Here is a 22,385-nt window from a genome sequence, read left to right on the forward strand (position 1 = left end):
GCGCAGCGATCCTGGCTAGGCGCTGCCGCAGACGTACAAGCAGTACGGCAAGGCAGGGCAACGACGCAATGAGGGTTTTGTGAGTCGCGCTAAGTCAGGATGCAGTCCGCAGTAAAGGAAAAACCGAACCCAGGCAGGGCCTTGATCGGCAACAGCTCGCCCGTGATGGCCTTGCCCTTGCGGCGCAGGCGCGAAATCATGACCTCGACGCGGTGAAAATCGAAATCGTCGACAGTCCCGCCAAAGGCATGGACGATGTGCGCCCTTGGCACCGGCTGGCCGCACTTCTCCACCAGGCGGCTTAAAAACGTATATTCCTTGGGAGTCAACGGAATGGAAATGTCTTCAGGCGAGATCAGGGTCCAGTGGGTTTTGCATAGCTTCCAGCTTGGCGCTGTTTGCGCGGCAGGCAATGGCTGTGGCTGCTTTCTGCGCTCGACCCGCATCGACTCCAGGCGCCGCGCCAGCGAGCACAACACGGAAGCCAGCTCCTTCAAGTCGACAGGCTTGACCATGTACGCATCAGCGCCGTCATTCAACCCCTGCACGCGGTCATCCAAGGCTCCCCGCGCTGTCAACATCACAATCCCCATTTTGTTCGAGCTGCGCAGGTGCTTGAGAACGGACAAGCCATCCTCGCCCGGCAGGCCGATATCAAGGATCGCGATATCGTAGGGCTTCGTGATCAGTTCGCGGTAAAGCGCCGCGGCATCCACCACGCCTGTCGTCTCGATGCCGAGCGAGCGCAAGCCCAACACTGTCTCTTCGCGGAGGTCCTGATCATCCTCCACGATAATCACGCGCAAATGACTAGAGTTATTCAATTCCGTATAGAATCCGTTCATTATTTATTGCATAACTGCGGTAGTTTACTATTTTGCTCAATCGGTTATTACGTTTTTTTGCCATCGTCCTATTGCTTTTTCCGCTCCATGCGCATGCGCTGCAAGTGCCGCATTCGCTGCAAAAAGGCATCGAGCTGGACAAAATAGGCGCCGTCTCCTACCTGCGCGATGCATCCGGCAATGCGACGCTGCAGGACATCATCGCCCAAGACAAGGCGGGCGCCTTCAGGCCTTTGCCTCCAGACTGGAATGCAGGATACACCACAGACACTTTCTGGCTGAAATTCACGCTGGACTTCCCAGACATTCTCAATAATACATATTGGCTGGAGATATCCCCTGCGACGCTTGACGATGTTGCACTATACATTCCGCAACCGGATCAGAGCTATAGCCACATGCAAATGGGCGACCATCATCCCGTGAATGCAAGGCCCATCTTGCACCGCAACTTTATCTTCCCGCTGCTGCCTGAAGCCAGCGCCCCCGCTCAGACCTATTACGTGCGGCTCAAGACCACCAGCGCCATGAACTTCCATATGACCTTGTGGCAGCCGCATATATTCATCAGCGAACACAGCCGCCCCGACACCCTGACTGGCGCATATTATGGCGTGCGCTTGTTCCTGGCGCTCTTCGCCTTCATTCTATGGCTATGGCTGCGGCACAATATTTTCATCCTGTACTCGCTTTACCAATGCGTCACCTGTTCCTCGCAAGCTTTTCTTTCCGGCACTGCGCAAATAGCGCTGCCGATCGACCCCCTCACTGCCGACGTGCTGCAGAAATCCATGAACTTCCTGTTCATGGCCACCGTATTGATTTTTTATGCCGCGCTGTTCCAGATCAAGCAACACCTGCCCCCGCTATTCCGCTTGACGCAAGGCATGATCATCCTGGAGCTGTTGCTTTTTATCGGCGTCAGCACCCGCCTGTTGCCTTTCAACGGCCCCATGACCAATGTCCTGCCCGTCATCAATATGGGTATCCTGGCCTGCAGCAGCCTATGGCTGTTATATCACAGACATTTTGACCGTTTACTGTACATCTCGGCCTTCTGGATAGCGGTGGGCCCGTATCTCCTGACCATACTACAGAACCTGGGCCTTGAGCTAGGACCGCCTACCACCGTCATGGATTTGCCTATCATATGGTCCCTGTTATCGCTCACCTTGATTACGCTTGGCATTGTCAATGTAGCAAAAAGAGAAGCCGAGAAAAGACTGCAGGCGAAAGAATTGGCGCTGGAACTCTCGCAGGAAAGCCAGAGAAAACTTGATCAACGCGTGCAGGAAAGAACCGAGCAGCTTGCTCTCGCCAACGTAAAATTAAACGAGGAAATTAAAGAGCGCCAGACATTGCAAGTGATGCTGGAAAACTCCCTAGAACAACAAAAAGAACTTATGCAAGCCCAGCGGGAGTTCTTTGCGATGGCATCCCACGAATTCCGCACTCCGCTCGCCATCATTGATACCACCTCGCAAAGGCTGTCGTTACTACAATCCCACCCCGATCTTGATACCAGCACCATGCTAACTCCGGCATTACGTAAAATCCGGCGTGCAACACAGCGCATGAGCCGTATCATCGACAACTTCCTGAGCATGGACAGGCTTGAAGGCGTGCATGTCAATCAAAGCTTCAGCCAAAAACCACTCGATTTATGTCAAGTGGTACAGACAACAGTCGAGCATTACCGGGACTTCAGCGATCGCAACATCATCGTGGAGCCAAGCACCACAACGGCCGATGTAGCCGGTGATCAGTACCTGATCAACCTAGTCATTTCAAACCTCATTGATAATGCGTTGAAATACTCGCCGGCAGGCACCGACATCATCGCCCGTGTATTTCATGGACAGCATTTTTGTCATGTCGAAATCCAGGATTTTGGACCTGGCATCGCACCAGAACGGCAAGAAAGTATTTTTGAAAAATACGTCAGAATCGAAGGCAACATGACCATACACGGCACCGGCCTGGGCCTGCATGTTGCAAGAAGGATTGCAGAAAACCATGGCGGACAATTAATTGTGCGTAGCGAACTTGGCCAAGGCACCTGTTTCCGCCTTACCTTGCCACGCCATCCTGAGTGAAAAGCTGCCTCGAGCACATAAAAAAACGGCGCTCAACGAGCGCCGTTGTACTTCAGTATAAAACCAAATTACAGCTTGGTATTGCGACGACGAGCCACTGCGCCCAGTGCAGCAAAACCGATCATCAGCATGGCAACGCTGCTTGGTTCTGGCACTGCTGCAATGTTGATCGCACCGCTGTAGATGCCGCCAGATACACCGCTGCTAGTACCAGCAACTGTGATGTAGTAGTCGCCAGCAGCCAGGCTGCTGAATGTGAACTCGCCACCAGCAACGGCACCAGCCAACCAAGCGTCAGTAGAACTATACAGGTTGAAAGTCAGGTTGCTGAAATCCAGCACACTGACGCCACCGTTAGACAATGGCAATTGGCTCAAAGAGAAAATGCCGCTGCTAACATCAGCAAGACTGAAAGTGTAGTTAGTGCTGAAAGTAGTATCAGCAGCCACAGTACCGGTATACGTATTGATACCCGCATTGAGTTCGCCAAGATCTACTACATCAGCATAAGCACTAGAGGCTGCAACTAAGAACGCTGCAGGAACCAGTACGCTTTTGAGAATATTCATACAAACTCCTTTTTCTGATTAATGTCGATGATATTCCCCCCAATGCGAATTATACATCAAGAACTCAAATTTCAAAGAATTTATAGTTATTCCCATATAAGCGATATAGCTGATTTATAAAATAAAAACGGCGCCATCGGCGCCGTTTTTATTTTTCAGATTTATTAAAAAATCTGATACAGAAATTACAGAGTCTTGCGACGGCGAGCAACAGCACCCAGCGCAGCAAAACCGATCAGCAACATGGCAACGCTGCTTGGTTCTGGTACTGGAGTGATGGAGAAAGAGTAAGCACCGCCTGCAATACCACTCGTTGTACCAGCAATTTGAACATAGTAGTCACCAGCAGTCAGAGAGCTCAAGCTAAATTCTACCTCTTCTGCCGTAGGAACGAATACTGAATGCAACTCTGCACCAGCAGCACCATAAGTACCAGAAAATACAGAGAACGTCAGACTTGAGAAATCATAAAAACCTGATAGAACAATCTTACTAACAGAAAAATCAGCAGCTGGACCTGTCAGAGAGAATGTATACACATCATCGAACGAAGTATTTGCCTCAAAGGTTTCGATATTGGCATAAGGAGCTGTGACAGGACCAATATTGGTAACAGCAGCATTTGCACTGGAAGCCGAAACTATGAGCGCTACGGAAGCCAGAAAAGCCTTGATGAAGTTCATGGTAAATCCCCTATAAATGTTAAGAGAGAAAACTTAATTGTTCTACAACGTGGACAAAGTATAACAAGCCAGTTTTTTTTGTCTTGAGTCCGAATGGACTAATCCTGGCAATTTCTTGGAATAAGCTTATACAAATTAAAGGATATAAAAAAATAAAAACGGCACCTTACGGTGCCGTTCTCAGCATTCATCGAATGATGAATTACAGGCTCTTGCGACGGCGTGCTACAGCGCCAAGAGCAGCAAAACCGACCAGCAACATAGCGACGCTGCTTGGCTCTGGCACAGCAGCGATGGAAACGCCTACGCCATATCGGCCTGCATTTTCATTAATACCGGATGCTAAGCCAGTGATTTGCAATACATACGTGCCTGCAGCAAGCGATGGAACTGTGAAGTTGAGGCCGGAATCAATCACATTATTTTCAATATCGAGAAGAGAGACTGCCAAGTTGTCGATGAATTCGAACTGCTTCTTGCCGACGACGACGTTCAATACGCCAGCGCCGAAGTCAGCCACGACATCTTCGCTGATTGTGAAAGTAATGGTGTCGGTGAAATTGCCCGCGGCAACGGTATACACCTGATAAGCGTCGGCGTCGTCTATGCTCAACACGCCCCAATCGTACGATGCTGCATTTGCACTGGAAGCCATAGCTATGAGCGCTACGGAAGCCAGGAAAGTCTTGATGAACTTCATGGAAAATCCCCTAAAAATGGAAATGAAAGACAACCGCTATTTATTACTTTGGAACTAGGTTCATTATAAATGAGCCCATGCTGGCAAGCACTGGGTTTCAGTGCTTTTGGATTAGTCCGTTAGGACTAATCCATACTGATTATCATTACAGCTTGAATTTTTCACGACGGCGGCGGTAGCTGACAAAGCCCATCAATATGAAGCCGGCCAGCAACATGGCATATGTTGACGGCTCCGGGACGGCGGCAATCGCGAGGCGATAGAGCGACGTGGTTGCGGTCCCTTCATTTGCAATCGAAAGGTAGTATTGGCCATCGTGGAAGTAACCCTTCATGCCTTCAGGCGCCACATCGCCATCGGTGACGATCATGTCGATATAGCTGACGTTGAGGGGGTCGGTGATGTCATATACCGCAACGGCTGATTGGAGCGTACGCTCCAGCCCGATGAACGCAATGGTACGGCCGTTGATTTCAAGCAGTTCGACGCCTTCAGGCTCGACACCTTTGTCATCGCTGCGGCCATCATCGTAAATGCCCAGCTCGATTGCCTTGGCATCCAGTTGGTTGCCGCTATCGAAAACCAGGTTGCCGTACTGGTCGCGAATGGAAAAGGAACGCGCACCGAATGTAACGACATCATCCGACGTCGTATCTGGAACGGAAATATTCAGGCGGTTGGCATCGCCATCTCCTCCCAGGCGCTGTTTATCCGCCTCGTCTTCACGGGTATCCCCCTCGTTGGCCAGCACGATGAAAGTCTGCCCATTGGCTTCGTAAGCTGCAATGCCGTCAGGCTGATACAGGCCACGCGCATTGACGAGACGCAGCTCGATATGCCCATCACGGTCGGATGGATCGATATAGTTGCCCGGCGCACTGAAATCCTTGGCACCCAGGCCAATGACCTGCTCGGCCTGATTGGTATTGAGGTTGATCACGCCCAAGCCATTGGCCTCCTGCAGGGAAACATATGCCTTGGTGCCATCGCGGCTCACCGCAATATACTCCGGCTCATAATCCATGCCGGCAATGGATTGGGGACGCAAGTCGCTGCCCGATACCGGCGCATTGTTGAAGTTGACGGTTGCCGCGACCGTACGTGACCCCATATCAATGATGCTGACGCTGCCGACGGGGTCATAGCCTGCATAGTCGGTGGGAGTACCTTCGTTGGCAACCAGGAGCCGGTTGCCGTCCGGGCTGAATGTCAGCATATCGGGCAAAGCGCCGACTGCAATGGAGTTCACGCCGCCGCTCAATGCGCGCGTCGCGGTATCGAACAGCTTGACGACGCCAGGCTGGGTGCGGTCAGTCGTGCTTTCAATGGCGAAAGCGGCAATGCCGTTGTGAATCGCCACACTATTGATACTGCCGTATATGCTGGTGTTGATGTGCTGGATCAGGCTGCCGCTGCCCGCATCGAGCACATCCACGCCTGAGACACCAGCAACCCACAGCGAGTTGGTCAGTGAGTCGAAAGCAACGATTTCGGAAGATTGACCAGCGACGCCGGTGCTTGCATGGTCGTAGGTCCACAGTTTTTCCAGCGCGTTAAGCGGGCTGGCCGCACTGCTGACGGCTGGCAACAATGCCAGCGCAATGGCGGCAGATATCATGCTTTTTTTCATTTTTGATTTCCTGTCATTGGCTTGAATAACACGCTGCTTAAAGCAGTTTCTATTGCCAACTATTCTAGGAACTCAATATGACAGTTCTATGTGACTCCATAGTCCAATTAGACAAAAGGTGAATGACAAAAAAATCCCGGCCTTAGGCCGGGACAATACGCTTGCGCTTACCTCGATCACATTGCAAAGCTAGGGGGCGATATCGCCTGCGCCCAGCCGGGCTTCGTCTATCTTGTCCTTGTAGTCCTGCAGGATATTCTCCAGCTCGACGCGCTTTAGCTGGGTAAAGGGTTCGTCGCGCATGACTTTCTGGTACAGGCTGGGCTTTTCATAAATCTTGATCAACTGCAGGCCGAAGTCATACAGCCTGTCGTTCTTCTCCCTGCTGGCATTCAACTGCTGCTGCTTTTTCACGATCACAGCCTGCATATTGCCGCGCTCGGCCTCTCCCTTGCGTATGGCATCCTGCGCATTGGCAAGCTGCTGCTGAACTTCCTCAAGCTTGGCCTGCAAGGCCTGGTTGCTCGCCTGGGTATTCGCCTTTTCCTTGCGCAACGCCTCGATCTCGGCATTCAAGACGGCGTTGCGGCGGCTGACGCTGGCAACGCTGCTCTTCAACTCATTGCTCTTGGCCTGTTCAGCCTCCGCCTCCTGTTTGAGCTTGGCCTTTTCCTGCTTGAACTGGCTCTGCAATTGCTCTTTTTCGGCCTGCACCTGTTGCATCATCTGGCGCATGCGGCGCTCTTGCTGCTTGGCGGCTTTGTCCTTGTCAGCCGCTGGCCATGCCAGCGGCGCGGCTGCCGCCAGGATTGCCGCTATCAGCCATACTGCCAATATTCTCGCTGGCTTCATCATCAGAACCTGGCAGTGAGGTCAAGCTGGAACAGGTCGATCCGCAACGGCAATACCCCGCTCACTTCCTGCGTGCTCAGCCAACGCGCTGTCAGCCAGGTATTTTTGTCCAGGCCGTACAGCCCGCCGAGAATGAAGCCCTTGGCATTGGTTCCCCCGAGGTGGAAGTCGGAATCGGTGAAGGCATCCATCACGGAATCGGCCTCCAGCTTCTTGTAGGCCCCGAACACCTGCCAATCGTGGCGTTTCTGCATTTCAGGCATGCCAACGGTCAGCTTGAGCTGGTAAGCCTGGTTTTCCTTTTCATACAGCACATGGGTGCGACGCAGGATTTCGCGCTGGTCGAAACCAATATTCACGGCGTAATCACCCTGCAGGATGACATGCACGGGATCGAAGGTTGCCAGATCGAGCTGGGCCGTCAGGTTGACCACACGGAACTTGGAGGCCAGGCCGCAACCTGCGTCGGTATATAGACCAGTGGATGGCGACACTTCGCCGCAGGTATTGAATAATGTCAAATTACCTGCGCCATCATAAGACCCCGCGCCACCCTTGTAGATTTCAAAGGTATTGTTGCCCCTCTGCCTGTAAGGCATCACCGTTCCGTCATAACGCCGGTCAAAACCGTCCTGGTTATTCGGGATGCCATGCACATTCTTGAAATCATAAAACGCCAGCCCGATCTTGGCAGACGACTTGTTGGGGCTGATCCATTCGATACCGGCCTGGGCGCCCGCGATCCATTTATCCTTGGCCTTGTTGACATCGCCTTTCTGCACCTGGTCGATCGGGAAGGCGCCTATGGTGCCGAAGCCTCTCACGCTATCCCCGAACTTCGGCATGAAGGTCGCCGCCACGCCGTCGAACGCCAGCGAGCGATCCCACACCATATCCGTGGAGAAGAAAGGGTTGGCAAAACGCCCTGCGCTTACCGTGAGCCACTCGTAAGGCTTTGCCGTCACGAAGACCCGATCCAGCCCCCAATCCAGCTTGGCCTGCCTGATTTCTATGGACTGATTCGGCGAAAGCGGATTATCCATATGTCCAGTCGTCATGCGGATGCCTGCCGTGATGGAATCGCTGATCCTGGCATTGACGCCGAACCGCGCCCTGACCCGGTAGCGGTTCTGGTCTTCAGTAGTATTGGGTATCAGCGCCTGACGGGACACATCGCCGGCAAACCAGAACTCCTGCGCATTGCCGTCAGAGAACCTGGCAGGCTCGTAGCGCAGGCGCACATCACCTTCGAACGATAGGCGGTCCAACCAGCCTGGCAATTTCAGCCGTTCTTCTTCCACATGGTAGTTGAGCTTGGCCATCACATCTTTCTCGATGTCGGCCCGCAATTGCTGCTTGACGAATTCCGGCACGTACTGGACGCGGACGACATTGCTGCCGCCTTGCGCCGCGACTGGGGCGGCCTGCGTTTCCTCGGCTCCGGCAGTCGAAACGGGCGCCTGCCTGGCTTCTTCCGCCTTCCTGATCAAAGCATCCGCCTTTTCCTTGGAGAGTATGCCTTCCTGCACCAACGCCTCGATCAAGCCGACCGTGGTACTGCGCAACTGCTCCAGCGACTCGCGCTCGCCCGCCCCGGCAGACGATGCGAACACGCCTGCCATCGCCAGCGCCAGTATCGCGGGTTTCATCATTCCTGGTTTATTCATCATCCGTTCTCTAGTCTTCATCCGGCCCGTCTATCAGGCCCATGCATATCCAAACCGGCCAATCGCCGCCAACAACACCTTTCGCCGCATTCAGGACGCTCAGCCGCCCATGCTCTTGGCGGTGATCCGCAATTTCACCGGCTGCGGCATATCTTCCGGCGGCGGTTCGGGAATGCGTTTTACCGAGCGCAACGCCTGCCGTAGCAATTCGTCCCTCTTCTGGTCTCCGCTGCCGTTCACCAGCTCGATTCTTTCCACCTGCCCATCCTTGGCCAGCCATAACTCAACCACGATCTTGTACTGCTCCTTCGCCAACTCCTTTTGCTCGGCGATCGCCGCCTCGATGCTGGCCTTGATCTTGCCGGTGTACCACGCATAGGCCGCCAGGCTCTTGTTGCCACCGATTTTCACGCCCACGTCGCCGCCGCTATATTCGTTGGTGACCTTGCCTGCGCCGAACGCGCTGGGCGCATCTCCCGCATCGCCCTCCATCTTGAGGTTCTGCGGCTCGGGCGGCGCTTCCACCGGCTTGGGCTGCTCCACCTTGATTTCCTTCGGTTCTTCCTTGGGCTGCTCTTTCGGTGGCTCCTTGGGAGGTGGCGGCGGAGGCGGTGGCGTATCCGGCATGATCTTGATGGTCGTCACCGGCGGCTTTTTCGGGCCGGGCTTGCTTGAGATCAGGCTGTAGATGCCATAACCAAGCACTGCCAACAGCATGATCACCAACCCGGCGCCACCAAACCGTTTCCACGCCGGAACAGTTTGTTCTTGCTGCATTTGCTCTACCGCCATTCAGGTGCCTATCCTTGAAGTCACCAAGCCGACGTTTTCAATCTCCAGCCTCGTCACCAAGTCCACCACGGCAATGATCCCGGCGTAAGGCGCACGCGCATCGCCCTTGATCATCACGGAGAATTTCGGGTCGCGCGCCTTGGCCGCTTTGAGCTGGCTTTCCAACTCGGCAATACTGATGCCCATGCCATTCATGAGCATGGCGCCGCCCTCTTGCACCTGCACGATCTTGACCTCGTGCTGCTCCGTGCTCGGTTTGTTCGAAGGCTTGGGCAAATTCATGGTGAGGCCCTGCACCGACGCTGTGGTCATGAGGATGAAAATCACCAACAGCACATAGGCGAGATCAAGCATCGGCGTAATATTGATGGAGTCATAAGGCTTGCTGTCGTCTTGCACTTGCATGGCTTATCCTCCTGCTTTCTTCGTTACCAGGCCCACCTCGGTAATGCCCAGCTTCTTGCATATTTCCAGCACGGCAGACACTTTTTCATAGTGCGCGGCGGCATCGCCCTTCAGCACCACGGGCAAGTCGGGATTGTTGGCCTTGTATTCGCCGAGTCGCTGCTCCAACGATGCCAAATCGACCGGATAAGCATCCAGGTAAACATCACCCTCGCTGGTAATGGTGATACCGCGGATATCCGGCTTGGCAAGGTTGCCGGTCTCGCTCGTGAGTGGGATGTCCACCTTGACGCCCTGTACCGATGCCGTGGTCATGATGATGAAGATCACCAGCAGCACATAGGCGAGGTCGAGCATCGGCGTGATGTTGATCTCGTCATACGGCTGGTTGTCTTCCTTGATGTCCGCCATGCCTACTTCCCGTAGAGTTCGGCGACGCGGGTGACGTACTCATCCACGAATATCTGCATGTCGGTGTTGATATTCTTGATGCGACTGGAGAGGTAGTTGTAGCCGAACAAGGCGGGAATCGCGACGGCAAGGCCTGCCACCGTCGCCATCAGGGCGGCGGCAATACCAGGCGCAATCGCGTTGACGTTCACGTCGCCCGCAGCCGCAATTTCGGCAAAGGTGATCATGACGCCGATCACGGTTCCCAGCAGGCCGAGGAACGGGCCGCCGGAAATCGCGATCGTGAGCAGCACGATATTGGCATTGAGCTTTTTGTTCTCACGGATCAGGTCCGCATCGATCGCCGCCTTGATCGCATCCATGGAAGCGCCGCTGAGCGCCAGCGAGCCATCCTCTGCGTAGCGCTTGCGTATTTCACGCAAGCCGGCCATATACAGCCTGGCCAATGTGGAGTCGCTTGTATTGGCACCTTGGTCGAGCTGCAACAACTGCGCATTGCTGGCATCGTTGAAACGTTGCAGGAACTCGCGGTTGGCCTTGTCGTTGCGGGCGACCTGCCTTGCCTTGGCCGCCATCACGGCAACGCTGATGGCAAACATGACGGTCAGGATGATGATGACCACCCATGCGTCCACGGTCAGGCTGTGGAACAACACCATGAAGTGCGAACTGCTGCCCTCTTCCCCGTCACCCTCATCGGCAGCATGCACCTTGATCAACTGCCCATCCATGCTTTGACCAGCAGCTGCCATCTTGACCCAGGCAGCACTACGCGCTGCACTCGCAAGCACGACTTCATCCAGCTCGCCCTGATAGCCAGCGCCTACTTGCACCGTATCCTGCACATCAGCCAGGGCAACATCACCGCTCGCAACTTCCACGCCATCCAGGTAAATAGCCGCCTTGCCAGCACCTGCCGTCACCGCCACATGCTGCCAACTGCCTGCCTTGACCTCACCGCCTGCAATGCTTGCACCGGCACTGCGGAACTGCAGTCTGCCGCCTGCAATTTCCAGCGCCACATTGCCTTGCTGATAGAGCACAGCATTGCTGCCATCCAGCGTCGCAGGTTTCACCCAGGCGCTGAAAGTGAAACCACGCGCATCGCTGAGCGCAAGGGTCGAATCCGCCGCCAATGCCAGTGGCTCACCCGTCAACACAGCCGCTTCGCCGATCAACGCAGCCTTCTGTACCGCGGCATTGCCACTTGCCACCAGGCCGCGCTTGCTGTCTTGCAACAAGGACTGCTCGGCAAAGTGGAACACTGCCGCCGTGGCATCGTCAAAACTGCCCTGGCTATCGGAAGCGGACGTTGCAGATTCATTGCCGGAGTAAAGCCAGAAATGCGCATTCTTGTCTGCCGGATCAACCTTGGGCAGCAATACCCAGATCACGGCAAGCTCATTAATTGAATCGAACTTCTCGATGTGGAACTTGAGTTCGGTCTTGTCGTCCGAGGCAATGACGCGCAGATCGGAGCCATCTAGGCTGGCGGAAGAGAAATCGAAATTGCCGGAATGCAAACGCAACAACACCGGCACATTGGTTTCCGCAGCCGGAATGCCAGCAGCATTCACCGATACCTTAGCGCGGCTGTCCCATGCCTCGTTCCAGACTGCATGCGCCAGGCTAGGCAGCATGAACAGCAACAGCAGAAAACCACACTTTCTCAACATCGAACCGCGCTCCAGGACAAAGCGCGTAATATAGATGTCACATGTGACACATCAGTGACCCATATGTGAAATTGTCGAGTCATAAAAATGTAAAAGGGACTAGTCTTGACTAGTCCCCCTTGCCAGCCATCTGCGCGCCTCACGCCTGTCATGCCGGGCGTGACCCGGCATCCCGTGACATTCCCAACCCATGCGCAAACCCGCCTTACTTGACGATATTGCCCAGGCCCAGCACTTCGACCGACACGAACGACGGCAGCATGCTTCTTGGATTGAAATCCTGGCTCACAGGCAATTTGCCAAAATCCGCCATCGTGCTGGTCGCCGACGATGCCGCGCCAGAAGCGCCGACCACGGAACTCGCCAGCGACACCGTGCTGGCCATGCTCAATCCTGTGGATTGGCCGCTGACGCTGATATTGTTGGTTCCCAGCATCACTGGCGCCACCGCGAGGAAGTCGCCTGCCACAATACCGGCCTCGCTGGCATTGAGCACGCCGCGCGGCGCCATCAGCGAGACTGTCCCAAGCCTGGGCGCCTGCATGGGGCCGTCGGGGCCGTCCGCGTCATATGTCTGCGCCTGGATGCCGCTGCCTGCGGCCGCGCCCTTGACCCTGCGAGTGGTACGGCCGTAGCTGTCCGTGCTGACTTCAATCTCGGGAATGGATAATGCCGTCTTGGAACCGCGTCCCGCATCGATGTCGCCATGATTCACCCATACGGTGATATCGCTGCCGTACTGAGTGATCACACGCGACTGGTTGACCTGGAAACCGGTTTCCGCAAAGGCGCGGATATCGCCGCCGCTTTCGGTCACCACCCCGATGTCGCCGGAACCATCCCCGCCTGGGACGCCGACATTGATCATGCCGCCCGGCGCCAGCAAGTCTATGCTGCCGTCGCGTACGGTGCGGATACGGCTCTTGAACAGGCTCATATCCCCCTGATAGCTGTCGGCCTGCCAAAGCGTGGCAATCGCCGCATCGCCGCGCTCGTGATTTTGCGTCGTCGCATATGCCTTGCCGGACGCCAGCAATTCAGACGAGAAATGCCGATAGACGAACACCGCCTGCTGATCCTGCTCCAGCGCAAGGTAAGCGGTCAAGGCATCCGCTTCGGAAAGCGTCTCGTTGCCGGTCAGTCCGCGCATGTAATCCGTCAATGCCTTTGCGGTGTCGGCACGGTACTCAGCCAGCCCAGAAGCATCGCCTTGCAGTACCGAGGGGCCGCTGCCCTCGGGCTGGATGTAGCGGTCGATGTAATCCTCCAGGTTCGCCCCTTCTCCCACACCGGCCAGCACCGTGACCGAGCCGCCCTGGTTCGGCAGATACTGGTTGGCCGTGTTCGCCAGGCTGTTGATACCCTGGCTGGAACCAAGGTCAAGGTTGCGGCCGGCTTCCACCAGCAAGTTGCCCGGCCCGCCGATATTGATGCCGCCCGCCGTGCCGGTATAGTCGATGTCGCGGCCTGCCCGGATGACGCTCAGGTCGCCAGCGCGCATGTTCTGCAGGTTGGCATTGAGGTCACGGATATCCTGCCCCGCGACCACGACCGACTGCTTGGGCAATGTGAGGTTGACCACGGAGGCCGTCCAGCTCGTCAGCGAGCCCTCCCGCGCCACGATCGCAATAGGCGTCGCGTTATTGAGATGGAGCGGGATGGCGGCATGGGTGTCCACGATACGCGCTTCCAGCACATTTTGCGGATTCTGCAGCGGAGACCTGGGACTGGGTATCAGGCCAGGATCGGCATCCGACACGACAACCTGGTCAGCCAGGATGCTGCCCGCGGCGAGCAGGCTCAGGTTCCCATCGGAATTGGGCATCAATTTCATGTCGCCGACCACGATATCGCCGCCAAAAGACGTGGCGCTCACTGTCCCGGGATAGTAAGTCAGGCTCATGACGGAGTTGGCAGGCGTCGCCAGGCCGGTGAATTTGCCAGTAAGACTGGAAGCGCTGGTCGCTTTAACGCCGAAGGTTACGTTGCCGCCCAGTGAAGCCACATCAATCGCCGCCTGATCGGAATAGGTATTGAAAAAGGCGCTGCGTCCAGTCGCGTTCAAGACGCTCTGGGCATTGGTCGTTGTCTGGGCAAACAGCGTGGGGTTGAATACGGATTCAATATAAACATTGCCCAGAGCCGATACACTGGCTGTCGCATCTTGCAACGCCAGGGTTGTGCCCAAGGTCACGGCATTGCCCTGCGCATTGAAAGTGCGTCCGATCTCGCCGCCAGCGTACACCTCCATCTCGCCCTTGCCGACGAAATACATGCCATTCAGGATATCGCCGCCCGATGATATGCTGAGATTGCCGCCGCCATCCACCACTGCCGCATCAGGCGCATAGCGGGCAGTCGTCGGGACTGACGCCGAGAAATTAGTAATATTGCCGCCGGCGCTGATCTGTACGTCGCCGCCGCCAAATGCCGCGACACCCTGCTGGAACAAATCGGTACGCAACCACCAGGTCGGATGCTTGTTTCCTGTACCTCCAGCCTGGCGGAACAGCCAATTGTTCACGACCTGCTGCGTACCACTCGCATTCACCAAGGCCCCGGTAATATCGCCTTGCGAAGCAATGTTCAGGTCGCCGCCATTGGTCAGGTACTGCGCGCCATTATTGCCAAAACCCTCGCCTGTGGTTGGCGCGACAAACCCATCCAGAGGCGCGGCGGCATTGCCTGCGGTATAAATGACAGACGCCGCGTTACTCAGCGTCAGGTTGCCGCCGGTGGCGATGTTGATATCCCCGGTCCCGGTACGCACCAGCTTGGCATTCGCCAACGTCAGGTTGCCAGAGGCATCATTCTTGATGGTCGATAAGGTATTGACTGCAGCCATATCGGCGCCGGATATCAGATTGATCGACCACGAATCGCCAGCGGCCAATGCCGACGTCGTCGCAACACCGTTGAAGCCGTCGCTGATACTGCCGTTCAACTGCAGGTTGCCTGCGCTGCGAATCGTCAACGCGCCATCGCGCCCCTGCGACAGGGTATTCAGATTCCAATCATTGGACAAGGTTGTATTGCCATCGACGCGCACTTCCGTATGCGGCGCCACAATCGCGCTCACGCCGTCGCTGCTGGCCTTGTAGGCCGCCGCCGCGCTTTCCGCTCCTGCATAGAAGGCGTCGGTATCCGCCTTGATGGCGGCCAACGTCGCATTGTTCAGCGTGCTGCCGCCGCCCATATCCATGACACTGACCGATTCGAGCAATATCTTGCCGGCCCCGGCTACGGCAGCCGTCGCAGCCTCGTCCACCTTGAGGCCGGACGCTCCCTCGCGCCCTGCGCGCATATTCACCTGGCCGCGCTCGCCGCCGCCCACGTCGATCAAGGCGGCATCCGCCAGGCGGGTGTTGCCGTCGGCCTCGAACACTTCAGCCTTCACGCTGCCGCGCTCGCTGGCCAGCAGAATGTCGCCGCCCTTGCCGTCAGCCTCGCCCCTGGCGAGCAATTGTCCGCCAGCCCGCAGCGTCAAGTCGTCACGCGAATATATCTTGATATCGCCGCCATTGCCGCCGCTGGCATCCACGGTTCCCGCTATTTCGATACCGCCGCCATCCGCACTCAGTACGAAACGGTCCGCCCTAACGACATCGTTGCCCGCAATCGTGACATCGCCATTGCGGATGCGCAACTCGCGCGACGCGTCGAAGCCGCCCTGGTTCAATGCCTCGTTCAGGACGGAGAAATTGCCCAGGCTGCCGCTGTCCAGCACGAAACTGCCGCCGGTATTGCCCGCCGCGGCCTCCCCGCGCAGTGCGCCCGCGGCGATATCGACCGTCCCTGCCGCCAGCGCCTTCACGGTTCCCGCGTTGCCGCCTTCGCCGCCGCTCACGTCGATCGAAGCGCCGCTCGCCACATTGAGATCACCCTGCTCGGACTGCAGGATGACGGTGCCGCCCGGGGTATAACGCGTAAAGCGGTCAAAACGCACCGCGCGCGACGAGGTGTCGATATCGGCAGTGACATTGAGATCGCCCTGCGTCGCGCGCGCGGCGAACTGTCCAGACGCCAGCTCGATATTGCCGCCCAGGGTCATCTGCTGCGCCACGACGCTCAGCTTGCCGCCGAGCCCGTCTGCGGACTGTTGCAGGCTGGCGCCATTGGCCGCGGTGATGAGGTTGCCTGCCGCGTTCAGGCTGTATTCGGCGCCGGTATCCGCCGTGACCAATGCGCTGCTGATATGGGCTTGCGCCGCGTCGAGGTTGAGGCTGCCGCTGCCGCTGAACGTCACGTCCTGCGCGCTGGCGATATCCACATTGTCATATCCGCTGACGGCAAAGTTGCCCGCATTCGCGGCATTGCCGCTGGCGGCCTCATTCCTGCCTTCGACGCGAATGCTGTTGGCCTCTATCAGCAGCTTGCCGCTGCCGGAAGCCGCCGGCGTCAACGCCGCGCCCGCCGAGTTCCTGAGCACCAGGTGGTCGGCCTGCAGGCTGGCAGCGCCATCCGCGCTAGTCTCATGGCCGACAATGCCAGCGGCATTGAGGGTGACATCCAGGTTCCTGCTGCCGAAATCCACCTCGCCATACAGGTCGAGGTTGCCATGGCTGTTCAAGGTCACCTGCCCGAGGTTGCCCAGGCTTGCCAGCAAGGCGTTATCCACCTGCATGCCTGCCACGGAAGCCGCAGGGTTGCCCAGCACGATGCTCTGCGCGCCGAGTGTGACGGAGCCGCCGTCATCGACGTTGACCGTGCCGTCCAGGGTGGATTGCCGCGTCGCATCCAGCACCAGGGAGCGCGCGGCCTTGATCTGGCTGCCAGCCTGGATATCCAGCACGCCGCGCGTGGGGCTGCCGGATGTCCCGGCGCGGTCGAACGCCAGATCGCTGTCGCCGGATACCGCCAGCAAGGCGCCGTCGCCATTGACCCTCAAACTGGCGCTGCCACGGTCCGGCGAAGCCGTGGTTTCGATCACCGCGCCGCTTTGCACAGTCAAGGTATCCGAGGCCGTGGCAATCAGTTGGTTCACCTTGACCGCATGGCTGGCGTCATTGGCGAACCGGACTTCACTCGATATGGTGGTGATTTCCGTCGCCTCATCCCCCTGGCTGCGCTGGCCGCCCAGCAGAATGCTTTCCGCATTCATGTCATTGAGCGAGCCCGCCTTGAGCTGCAGGGTGCCGTCGTCGGCCCCGAGTTCGGAAACGACGCTGATCTTGCTGGAAACGATATCCACCATCGCACCACGGGCGTTTGCGGCCCTGCTGGTATTCAAGGTGGCGTTGAGCAGGAGGGTATCGGTCGCCGACAGCACCAGTTGCCCGGCATCCCCGGCCAGCCGCGGAGGAGTCAGCCCGGCCGCTTCCGCTTGTGCGGCAAAGAAGGTGTTGCCGCCGCTGATCATGTATTCGGCAGGCGCGCGCGTCACGGATCCGACAGGCGTGCGGAATACGTTGCCATTGGTCACGCGGAAGGTTTCCCAGGCGGCATTGCGGCTGCTCCTGTTGATATTGGTCTGGTAGCCGGAAACCAGGTAGGAGCCGTCATGCAGCATGGTATTGGTTCCCTGGCGGAGATTCTGCCCCGGGCCGGCCTGCAGCAGATACGCCCCCTCAAGCAGGGCGTAATGCGCCGGAAGCAATGTGTAATACCCCGGCTCCAGCCCCGGAATGCCGGAGAGATACACCGCATCGCCGATCTGCGGCGCATTGTCCTTGACATAGTCATAATCGAAAGGCGCATATTCGTTTTTCATGCCGGGCGCGACGGCGTAATAGCCCGGCTGCGACAGCACATCGGTGGAGCCGCCTATGCCGTCGATCCATTCATACGCAAAAGTGTCGCCGCCTCCCGAAATATCGATCACGGCCCCTTCCCGCAGATCGACATCCTTCGCGGTATAGGAAATGCGTTTTTCCGCCGGGGTATTGCCAAAACCATTGGGCAACACCCATGACGTCCCGCCCTCTATGGTCGTACCATAAGGAATGCTCAAGCCCTCGGCCGAAACCGACGTCCGGCTGTTTCCACCCAGCACCAGATCGCTTTCGGCATCCAGGGATATCTGGCCCAGGGGCGCCAGCAGCACGCCTTCCTGGTTGATGGTATCCGCCTTGAAGCCGAGCTTGCCGCCCGCGCTGAACACCGGCCGGTAGGCCTCGCCGCTGGAGCGGATGGTAATATTGCTGTCCGCGCCCAGCGCTTCGATATTGAAGCTGCTGTTGCTCACAGGATAAATCTGGCGCGCTGTCATGAGCAGGTTGCCGTTGGTGCGCAATGATCCCGCATTGTCAAAGGTCAGGCCGCGCATGCGGATATCCAGGCGGCTGTTCAGTTCGGCCTGATTGATGCCAGACAGGTTGACAGTGCCATTCAGGTCGATGAAATCGGCCGTCACCCTGAAGGCGCCGCTGCCGGCCTGCACCGTATTGCTGACCTGCGGAGCTGCCAGGGTGACATGGGACGACTGCACCTCGGCAACCCCGTTATCCGCCACTTCAAACGAGGCCGAAGTCAAGGCCAATGTCTCCGGCGCGCTCAGCCGGACGCCATCCTCCAGCACGATGCGGTCGCGCTGGGCGGCATTGGCCGCACGGCCTTCCGTCGTGCTTTCCAGGCTGACATGGTCGAACTCCCCGGCATTGATCTGCTCCGTGGAAATCTGCGCCTTGCCTTCAAAAGCCGCCAGGCTGTCGCGCGGATTCAGGCCATCGCCCTGCGCCTGTTTGCTGCTGGTCACCGTCAGTACGCGCTGGACGGACGGCGTGGGGGGCACTTGGGTAGCCCCATTCAAATCTCCCCTCAGCGCAATGTTCAATGTGCCGCCCTCGCCGCTGCCGCTCGCGCCGCCGCGGAAGTCGCCATCCAGAATCATGCCTTCCCGCGCCGTGATGTCGATGCTGCCCGCCGCCCCATGCAAGGTCTGGCGCTGTACGCCTCTGCCGGTATCCACATCCACTCTGCCCGAGGCGCCTGAAACATCGAGCAGGCTGCCTTCCTCGGCGACCACGAAGCCTCTTCCGGCATTGATCGCGATACTGCCGCCGTCCATCACCTTGGCGCTGCTCAACGTTCGCGCGGAACCAGCCGGCGTGACATAGCTGCCGGCAGCGCTGATGATCGAATCGCCGCCTATCCAGATGCTCTGCTGGTTGTCATAGGGCAACTGGTCCGCATCGCCGCGCAGCAGCAGGCTGATAGCGCCGGATGGCGAAAACAGGCTGCCCAGCATGGTGAGCTGGCGGCTCGCCTCAAGGCTGATGGCGCCTACCTGCGCCGCAAGATTGGGCGCGTCGGTGCGGATCACCGTATTGGGCAAGATGGTCAGGTCGGCCAGTGACGTCTGGCCGCCGTAAGCCGAAAAGCTCAACGAGGCTGGCGCGCGCTGCCCCTCTGGCAGCAATACCGGCGCGGCCACCTGGCTCATGCTTGCGCCGCTGGCCGCAGTGCTGTAGCCCGCTTTCAGCAGCAGGGTCTGCATCTTGGGATGGATCAGCGTTTCCCCGCCCGAAGCGTCGCCGACCACGAATTCGCCGCCATTGGCCGTATTACGGACGATATAGGAGGAAAACCCGCCTTGCTCGAAAAAGGCTTCCTGCAGCCAGAAATCAGCAGGCCCGGCTGGCTGGCCGCCGACCTGCACATCCTGCGATGTCGAGACAGAGAACGCGCCGCCCTGGCTGAAGCCATAGGATTGCAGCTGCCCGCCGATCTCCACCGACCGCCCTTGCAGGCTGATATCGCCGCCGTCGCCCGTCCGCAGCGTGCCGGTGCTGCTCAGCCACGCGCCCGCGCTGGCGTCAAGCAGCGTGCCTTGCCCGAGCACCACATCCTGGCTCGCGGTCAGGCTGATGCTGCCGCCGTCCAACGCGACCGGCGTCTGCATGGCCCCGGCTAACTGCGGGTTATCGTTGTTCCAATTTCCCGCCGTGATCAGGCGCACGCCGTCCCTGACGGTGACCGACTGGTTGGCAACCTTGGTCGCCACGGTAATATCGCCGCCCGGCGTGACGATATCGTGACGGATATCAACGCCGCCGCCCTGGAGATTCACCGATCCATTGGGGTCGGTCACGATATCGGCATCCACCACGATCGCCCCGCCGCTATCCACGCCGATATGGTTGAATCCATGACTCAGCAGCGCGGTGCCGAGTATGGTTTCAGTGCTGGTATTGACGTCGTTGACAGTAAAATCGGCGGGGACCACTGCAGAGGCTTCCTGTATGCGCGTCACCCCTGCGCTTGTGGTCAGGTTGAATTTACCACCATCAGGAAAATTGCCGCGCTGCGTCACGTCGGTGCGCGTGTTGGCCTTCATGTCGCCACTCAGCAAGGCCGGGCGCGTGGTGCTGATGTTGATGGTGCCGGCATCCTGGCCTTCGCGATAGGCTGCCTGCCAGGTGCCCTTGCCATTCGGGTTCAGCTCTTTTCTATCGGTCCAGCCCCATTTGGGATCCATTTTCTTGTAGACATCGGTCAGCCCCTCGTAATCGGTGTAGCCGTTCGCGTCCGAGATGGCGACGGCGCGGCCCTGGTACAACAACCGGCTCTCGCGGATAAACCCGGCGTCGTAATCGATCACGCCGCCGGAAACATCGATCACCGACCCGGCCTTGGTCACGACATCGCCAGCGGAAACGATATTCACCGTGCCGGCCTTGCTCATTTTTTCGGCAATCGTCTGGGTACGCATGGCCAGCAACGGAGAGATATCGAACATATCCGTGCCCTTGCGCGCGTCGATATAAACCCTTTCGCCGAACAGCGCGCTGCCGCGCAGGACCGGCGTATCCTTCAACTGGTCGGAATACAGTTCCACCGAAAGCTGGTTCTTTTCCATGGCCGCCCGGGCATCCACGCCGGAAACATCCAGGGTGGCGTGCTCGTCCAGGAACACCCGCACAGGGTCCTGCTCGGCAGTCTGGCCGACCCCATTGCCAACGCTCGCCGTAATATTGATCTCGCCGCCCTTGGCCCGCAGCAGGCCGTCGATATTGATGGTGCGGCCCTCGACATTGATCCGCGATGGCGCCAGGGTCTGGCTGGCCAGCACCTCCTCCTTGTCATCCGTCTCGACACGCACCTCGGTGACGCTGTCCTTGCCTATGGTCACCGTGCCATGGCGTTGCGGCACATACTGATAACCGCCTGAAGAATTAACGGCGGTGACGGTATCCCTTGCCAGCAAATGGATGGAACCATTGGCGCGCACCGACGTGCTGGCGGAAATTCGCCCTTGCTGATTGACGGCCAGCCCCACCAGCGTCACATTGCCACGGTCGGCAATAATCTCGCCCAGGTTGGCGGCCGTCCCGCCCGCATTCACTTCCACCAGCAGCCCGGCGGGGTCGGTGCTGGACTTCAGGTACACCTGCTCGCCAGCGGCCAATATCGTCTGCCCGTCCGGCGTCTTGATGATGCCGCTGTTCTCCACATCCTTGGCAAACAGGGCAATACGGCCGCCGCTGGCCGCTGTGAGCGCGGCGCCCTTCTCCACCTTGATGAAGCCCCCGGTATTGCGGAATACCGGCGTATTGCTGAGGCTGGCGAGCAACCCGTTGGTGAACAAGGCGTCCGTGGTCATCATGTCGGCCGAGGTCATGGCCCACAGCGAGCCCACGTTCACCTGCGCGCCCTGGGCAAAAATAATGCCATTGGTATTGACGAAATAATTGGTGCCCGGCGCATTGATCGTCCCGGCGATCACGCTGGGGCTGTTGTCATGAATGCGGTGCAGCATGGACCAGGTCGCCTCCTGGTTGATGTTGAGCGTATGGCCGCTCGCCAGGTTGAACTGGCTCCAGTTAGCAATGGCCTGCGGCGCCAGCTGCTGGATCGTGGTCACCGTGGGCGTGGCGCCGGAAATCTGCGCATTGCTCCATGCGCCGCCGCCCATGACGAGGCCGGAAACGGGCAAAGGTGCCAGATCTGCCGCCAGCGCGCTGCCTGAAGCAACGAGAGACAGCGCCGCGGCCAGCGCGCGCCTGCGGGCGCGCCGTCCCTGGCCTGCGCTGGCGGCCGTCACCGCCAACTCGTGCGCCGGAACATATGCCCCCAGACGCTTATTGAAAACCAGACGGAATAATCCTCGATTCATGCCAA

Annotated in this window: 13 protein-coding genes; 1 reads left to right on the forward strand and 12 read right to left on the reverse strand. The window is 58.0% G+C overall.

From position 1 onward, the window contains the following. Positions 1-89: 89 nt before the first annotated feature. Positions 90-845, reverse strand: a complete 756-nt coding sequence (locus tag ACWXTG_RS09070; RefSeq protein WP_480219658.1) for a response regulator transcription factor — start codon at positions 843-845, stop codon at positions 90-92. A 104-nt stretch (positions 846-949) separates the two neighbouring features. Between ACWXTG_RS09070 and ACWXTG_RS09075 the strand changes: the two genes are divergently transcribed. Next, a complete protein-coding gene (locus ACWXTG_RS09075; protein ID WP_480219659.1) occupies positions 950-2,941 on the forward strand; it encodes a 7TM-DISM domain-containing protein in 1,992 nt (663 codons plus the stop codon). Positions 2,942-3,009: 68 nt separating this feature from the next. Here ACWXTG_RS09075 and ACWXTG_RS09080 read toward each other — a convergent pair whose 3' ends face one another. The 11 genes from ACWXTG_RS09080 to ACWXTG_RS09130 form a co-directional block, all read right to left on the reverse strand. Further along, positions 3,010-3,510 (reverse strand): FxDxF family PEP-CTERM protein, encoded by a 501-nt coding sequence (locus tag ACWXTG_RS09080; RefSeq protein WP_309566065.1) that lies wholly within the window; start codon positions 3,508-3,510, stop codon positions 3,010-3,012. A gap of 185 nt (positions 3,511-3,695) precedes the next feature. Beyond that, on the reverse strand, positions 3,696-4,193 hold the full coding sequence (locus ACWXTG_RS09085; protein WP_480219660.1) for an FxDxF family PEP-CTERM protein: 498 nt from the start codon (positions 4,191-4,193) through the stop codon (positions 3,696-3,698). A gap of 202 nt (positions 4,194-4,395) precedes the next feature. Continuing rightward, complete coding sequence (locus tag ACWXTG_RS09090) at positions 4,396-4,893, reverse strand: FxDxF family PEP-CTERM protein (protein ID WP_480219661.1); 498 nt, start codon at positions 4,891-4,893, stop codon at positions 4,396-4,398. Between the two features lie 145 nt (positions 4,894-5,038). Beyond that, complete coding sequence (locus ACWXTG_RS09095; RefSeq protein ID WP_480219662.1) at positions 5,039-6,523, reverse strand: choice-of-anchor I family protein; 1,485 nt, start codon at positions 6,521-6,523, stop codon at positions 5,039-5,041. Between the two features lie 189 nt (positions 6,524-6,712). Beyond that, the gene (locus ACWXTG_RS09100) at positions 6,713-7,378 is read right to left on the reverse strand and encodes a hypothetical protein (protein ID WP_480219663.1); all 666 of its coding nucleotides are present in this window, start codon (positions 7,376-7,378) and stop codon (positions 6,713-6,715) included. After that, positions 7,378-9,027, reverse strand: coding sequence for a putative porin (locus ACWXTG_RS09105; protein WP_480219664.1), 1,650 nt, complete (start codon positions 9,025-9,027; stop codon positions 7,378-7,380). Before ACWXTG_RS09105 ends, ACWXTG_RS09100 begins: the two co-directional genes overlap by 1 nt. Positions 9,028-9,141: 114 nt before the next feature. Then, positions 9,142-9,819: an energy transducer TonB gene (locus ACWXTG_RS09110; protein ID WP_480219665.1), complete on the reverse strand. Its 678-nt coding sequence runs from the start codon at positions 9,817-9,819 to the stop codon at positions 9,142-9,144. Positions 9,820-9,834: 15 nt separating this feature from the next. Then, positions 9,835-10,239, reverse strand: a complete 405-nt coding sequence (locus tag ACWXTG_RS09115) for an ExbD/TolR family protein (RefSeq protein WP_287110114.1) — start codon at positions 10,237-10,239, stop codon at positions 9,835-9,837. A 3-nt stretch (positions 10,240-10,242) separates the two neighbouring features. Then, on the reverse strand, positions 10,243-10,650 hold the full coding sequence (locus ACWXTG_RS09120; protein WP_287110113.1) for an ExbD/TolR family protein: 408 nt from the start codon (positions 10,648-10,650) through the stop codon (positions 10,243-10,245). Positions 10,651-10,652: 2 nt separating this feature from the next. After that, positions 10,653-12,326 carry a DUF2341 domain-containing protein gene (locus ACWXTG_RS09125; protein ID WP_480219666.1) on the reverse strand — a complete coding sequence of 558 codons (1,674 nt, stop codon included), beginning with the start codon at positions 12,324-12,326 and terminating at the stop codon, positions 10,653-10,655. Positions 12,327-12,531: 205 nt separating this feature from the next. Next, on the reverse strand, positions 12,532-22,380 hold the full coding sequence (locus ACWXTG_RS09130) for a filamentous haemagglutinin family protein (RefSeq protein WP_480219667.1): 9,849 nt from the start codon (positions 22,378-22,380) through the stop codon (positions 12,532-12,534). Positions 22,381-22,385: the final 5 nt, after the last annotated feature.

The sequence above is a fragment of the Methylobacillus sp. DLP286 genome, assembly GCF_056636515.1.

Coding starts and splice junctions, on each gene's coding strand:
- ACWXTG_RS09070 (WP_480219658.1), bottom strand. CDS start 845: ATGAACGGATTCTATACGGAATTGAATAACTCTAGTCATTTGCGCGTG.
- ACWXTG_RS09080 (WP_309566065.1), bottom strand. CDS start 3,510: ATGAATATTCTCAAAAGCGTACTGGTTCCTGCAGCGTTCTTAGTTGCA.
- ACWXTG_RS09085 (WP_480219660.1), bottom strand. CDS start 4,193: ATGAACTTCATCAAGGCTTTTCTGGCTTCCGTAGCGCTCATAGTTTCG.
- ACWXTG_RS09090 (WP_480219661.1), bottom strand. CDS start 4,893: ATGAAGTTCATCAAGACTTTCCTGGCTTCCGTAGCGCTCATAGCTATG.
- ACWXTG_RS09095 (WP_480219662.1), bottom strand. CDS start 6,523: ATGAAAAAAAGCATGATATCTGCCGCCATTGCGCTGGCATTGTTGCCA.
- ACWXTG_RS09100 (WP_480219663.1), bottom strand. CDS start 7,378: ATGATGAAGCCAGCGAGAATATTGGCAGTATGGCTGATAGCGGCAATC.
- ACWXTG_RS09105 (WP_480219664.1), bottom strand. CDS start 9,027: ATGATGAAACCCGCGATACTGGCGCTGGCGATGGCAGGCGTGTTCGCA.
- ACWXTG_RS09110 (WP_480219665.1), bottom strand. CDS start 9,819: ATGCAGCAAGAACAAACTGTTCCGGCGTGGAAACGGTTTGGTGGCGCC.
- ACWXTG_RS09115 (WP_287110114.1), bottom strand. CDS start 10,239: ATGCAAGTGCAAGACGACAGCAAGCCTTATGACTCCATCAATATTACG.
- ACWXTG_RS09120 (WP_287110113.1), bottom strand. CDS start 10,650: ATGGCGGACATCAAGGAAGACAACCAGCCGTATGACGAGATCAACATC.
- ACWXTG_RS09125 (WP_480219666.1), bottom strand. CDS start 12,326: ATGTTGAGAAAGTGTGGTTTTCTGCTGTTGCTGTTCATGCTGCCTAGC.
- ACWXTG_RS09130 (WP_480219667.1), bottom strand. CDS start 22,380: ATGAATCGAGGATTATTCCGTCTGGTTTTCAATAAGCGTCTGGGGGCA.